Origin of the sequence: Mesorhizobium sp. M7A.F.Ca.CA.002.05.1.1 (assembly GCF_003998335.1) — a bacterium.
In the GTDB taxonomy this organism is placed as follows: domain Bacteria; phylum Pseudomonadota; class Alphaproteobacteria; order Rhizobiales; family Rhizobiaceae; genus Mesorhizobium.
Genome location: NZ_RZQI01000700.1, coordinates 1 through 3,216, shown reverse-complemented (window position 1 = coordinate 3,216; position 3,216 = coordinate 1). Strand labels below are relative to the sequence as shown.

At 64.5% G+C, this 3,216-nt stretch carries 7 protein-coding genes; 6 read left to right on the top strand and 1 reads right to left on the bottom strand.

Annotation, left to right across the window (positions count from 1 at the left end; genetic code table 11):
- Positions 1-283 (top strand): hypothetical protein (locus EN939_RS26910; RefSeq protein ID WP_245473174.1); only part of this gene is annotated, 283 nt, incomplete at its 5' end.
- 73 nt (positions 284-356) lie between these two features.
- On the top strand, positions 357-662 hold the full coding sequence (locus tag EN939_RS26905) for a hypothetical protein (RefSeq protein WP_023813813.1): 306 nt from the start codon (positions 357-359) through the stop codon (positions 660-662).
- 39 nt (positions 663-701) lie between these two features.
- On the opposite strand, the gene EN939_RS26900 is transcribed toward EN939_RS26905, so the two are convergent.
- On the bottom strand, positions 702-1,130 hold the full coding sequence (locus EN939_RS26900) for a DoxX family protein (RefSeq protein ID WP_127270776.1): 429 nt from the start codon (positions 1,128-1,130) through the stop codon (positions 702-704).
- Between the two features lie 187 nt (positions 1,131-1,317).
- Here EN939_RS26900 and EN939_RS26895 point away from each other — a divergent pair, with 187 nt between their 5' ends.
- The 4 genes from EN939_RS26895 to EN939_RS26880 all read left to right on the top strand — a co-directional run bounded on the left by EN939_RS26895 (position 1,318) and on the right by EN939_RS26880 (position 3,121).
- The gene (locus tag EN939_RS26895; RefSeq protein ID WP_127270775.1) at positions 1,318-1,509 is read left to right on the top strand and encodes a hypothetical protein; all 192 of its coding nucleotides are present in this window, start codon (positions 1,318-1,320) and stop codon (positions 1,507-1,509) included.
- A 485-nt stretch (positions 1,510-1,994) separates the two neighbouring features.
- Entirely contained in the window at positions 1,995-2,174 is a 180-nt protein-coding gene (locus tag EN939_RS26890; protein WP_023813816.1) for a DUF3606 domain-containing protein, read from the top strand.
- 171 nt (positions 2,175-2,345) lie between these two features.
- Positions 2,346-2,789: a GFA family protein gene (locus tag EN939_RS26885; protein WP_127270773.1), complete on the top strand. Its 444-nt coding sequence runs from the start codon at positions 2,346-2,348 to the stop codon at positions 2,787-2,789.
- Positions 2,790-2,884: 95 nt separating this feature from the next.
- A complete protein-coding gene (locus tag EN939_RS26880) occupies positions 2,885-3,121 on the top strand; it encodes a DUF982 domain-containing protein (protein WP_127270771.1) in 237 nt (78 codons plus the stop codon).
- Positions 3,122-3,216 lie beyond the last annotated feature (95 nt).

Genomic DNA, 3,216 nt, shown 5'->3' with positions numbered 1-3,216 from the left:
GTGGGAGAGGACGATGGACAGACCAGCCATGGCATCCGTGTTCAGGATGCGGCATGCACAAGCCACGGTTTCCGGCGTGCGCAGCACCGGCCAGGGTCAGGCCGATCCAGTCATCCGCGTGCGTTCGCTGGGCGAAGCCATCCGTTTCGTCGCCAACGCTTACCCCCAATACGACATCAGCGCCGTCGCCATCAGCTGTGGGGATGTTTCGATCGGCAGCCTCGGCAACCTGGAGGTCAAGGCGCTGTGGCGCGAATATGGCGAACGGCTGACGCAGGAATAGGCATTCGCCCGCAGCCTTTCTGGAGCGGAAATGCCGCTCGCGCGTTTCAACCCCAGCCACGGGAGCAATCGCCATGAATGTCGCCAACCTGCAACTCGAAGGCCTGTTGATGGCCGTCGCCTCGATCAACCGCCTCCTGGTTCAAAAGGGGGTGCTGACGGCGGAGGAGATCGACCTGGCCTTGCGCAAGACCGAGGCCGGCGAAACCAACCAGGAGCGATCCGAAGGCATGTCCGCGTCCAGCCGCGACGCCGTCAACTTTCCGATCCGGCTGCTGGAACTCGCCAACCAGTGCCAGCCGGAGGCGGAGATGCCGTCTTTTTCGAAGCTGGCCCGCATGGTCGGCAAGATAAAGGAACCCTACAACGACCAGCTGTGAGCGGCCGGCGTGCGTCCGCGGTGGCCCGCTGCCCTCGCCTCAAGCCCTGCCCGGCCATCCCGAATTGAGCGAAAGCACCTTGCCCGGTCCATGTACGGCCGCAAACAGCAGTCCGGCCAGGAACGAAAAATGGTCGACGAAGAAGCCGAACTCGGCCTGGTTGCCTGCCCAGTGGCTGGGTCCGTGAAAGGCGAAGCCGAGGAACAGCACATAGGCGGCGGCGACCAGGGCTGCCTGCGAGAAGAAGGCGCCGGTCAGGAAGCACAGCACCAGCGCGACTTCCAGGATCGCCGCGCACCAGGCCAGGAACAGCGGAAACGGAAAGCCGGCGGCGGCGATATAGCCGGCGGTGGCGTCCATGCCCATGAACTTGAAGGTCACGGCCATCAGGAAGACGCCGGCGAAGATCAGCCGGGCGACGACAAGGGCCGCGGTCTGCCACGGTGATTGAGTGATTTGCGACGACATGCTCGTTCTCCAGCTTTGCAGGTTGATCGCTCCTAGGACGCGCGACCGGCGCCAGGTCCGACACATCAGGCCAATTTTTCTCGACAGGATCGCAGAGGGCTTTCGAAGCGTCACACCGTACAGCAAGAGAGATTTTCGGTTTGCCGGCTGACGGCATATTATTGCTCGCTCCAAGGGGGAATCGGACATGGCCAAGGCATTGACCATCGGCGCACCGCGGCATCCGGCGACGAGCACCGTCTACGAACAGGAATGCAGGGATATGCTGGTTCCGCATCTTGACGCCCTGCTCCGCAAGGTCGAGGCCGCCGGCTGGGACCGCGGGCAGGCCGCCTCGGCGCTCATGTATCTCGCCGCGATGCGGCTGAAGCCGGCCTGACGACGGCCCGAACGGCTTTCCGGCGCCGCCGCGATTGAAACTTGTTGGTAATCACGGAAGTGCTATCGTTAGTCGGGGCTAATGCATCGGCGTGCCGACGCAGCGATTTTGGGTGGGCTGAAATTTGCGTACAAGCGTCAGGTTTGGGGCGACATCTCATGGCGAGCGGTCGGCGCCGCTGGAGTGCAGCGGCTGCGGTGGCGCTGGCCAGGTCTTCGAATGCCCGCGCTGGACGAGTTCCAACGGCCATTGCTGCCCCGCCGGCACGCACCGGCGCGGCTGCCCCGGCCTCAGCGCGGCATGCTCCGAATGTGACGGCGACCACGCTGCCGCCGCCGATACCATGCGGCCCTCGGCCTGATACAGGCCTATCGCAGCCCAGGCCGTGTCGTCTGGTGGAACCGGCGGCGCCAATCTGTGTTATGTCGTGTTGATCGCGGGCGCCGAAGACTGCGCGTCCCCGACAACAGAAAGCGAGGCCTGAGATGGCTGACGACAAGTCGAAGACGAAACAGGACCGCAAGCAGGTCTCGAGTGAAGAGCCCTACGAGGTTGCCGCCTTTGCCCGCAAATACGGCATCCCGCCAAGCGAGGCACAGACCATCATCAAGCGCTACGGCCCCTCGCGCAAGAAGCTCGACGCCCATATGGCGGCCCGCGGCTAGCCGAAACCATTTCGCCTGGGCGGCGTTGAAGATGCTGCGGGCCGCGTCAACCGGGCCTGGTGGTACGGTGAACAGGATGTCTTTTTCCCGGTTTCTCATCCTGGCCAACGAAACGGCAGACGAGCATCTGTCCCACCCGGCCGGCAGCGCCACGCATTGAGGGAGGTCGCCATGTCCGACACCATACGCAGGACCGGCAGCTGCCTGTGCGGCGGCGTGCAGTTCGAGGTTCACGGCCCGCCATTGCGCGTTGGCCTGTGCCACTGCAAGGATTGCCGCAAGGCCGGCGGTTCGGTCTATTCGGCCTTTGCCATCTGGCCGCGCGAGGCCTTCGAGACCACCGGCCTCGTCAGCTCCTATGGCACGCGGAGCTTTTGCCCGACATGCGGCGGCCGCGTCGCCTGGGTCGACGACAATGAGGCCGAGGTGGCGATCGGCAGCCTCGACATCGCGCCGACCGATCTCGTGCCCGAATATGAATTGTGGACCTCCAGGCGCGAGACCTGGCTGCACGCTCTGCCCGGCACCGAACAGTTCGAGCATGACCGCCCAGCGCAGCACAGCGCCGAAGCGCCGACGCCGAGATCGCTGTCGGACATCGACGCCGAGATTTGATCTCCTGGGAAGGGAACCCTGTCCTGCCGCCGACGTTACCGATCGCCTCTCACGCATGTCGCCAGCGACACTTGCGGCAATCATGGAGACGACCGTTGAACGACAAGATGTTTCCCCGCCCCATCAGGCTGAAATTCGCGCCTGAGCGCGAGCGCATCATCCGCAGCGCCTGGGAAGGGCTGGAATGCCTCGGCGACTGGCCGTCTGGCCAGGGACGGCGCTACCGGGCGGCGTTGCGCAGTTGCCGCGATGCGCTGGATGGCTGGACGCCGGCGGAAAAAGCGATGCGGGCGATGATCGACGCCGCGCGCGAAGCAAAACTCCTCCAGTAGTTGGAAAACAGGACATGTCCGAGCTCATTTTGCCCACACCGATGCGGATCAAGCCGCATGGGTCGGACACGATCCGCGACGTCGCCACGCTCAAG

Excerpts from the sequence above, each read along its gene's own strand:
- EN939_RS26905 (WP_023813813.1), top strand. The coding sequence starts at position 357 with ATGAATGTCGCCAACCTGCAACTCGAAGGCCTGTTGATGGCCGTCGCC.
- EN939_RS26900 (WP_127270776.1), bottom strand. The coding sequence starts at position 1,130 with ATGTCGTCGCAAATCACTCAATCACCGTGGCAGACCGCGGCCCTTGTC.
- EN939_RS26895 (WP_127270775.1), top strand. The coding sequence starts at position 1,318 with ATGGCCAAGGCATTGACCATCGGCGCACCGCGGCATCCGGCGACGAGC.
- EN939_RS26890 (WP_023813816.1), top strand. The coding sequence starts at position 1,995 with ATGGCTGACGACAAGTCGAAGACGAAACAGGACCGCAAGCAGGTCTCG.
- EN939_RS26885 (WP_127270773.1), top strand. The coding sequence starts at position 2,346 with ATGTCCGACACCATACGCAGGACCGGCAGCTGCCTGTGCGGCGGCGTG.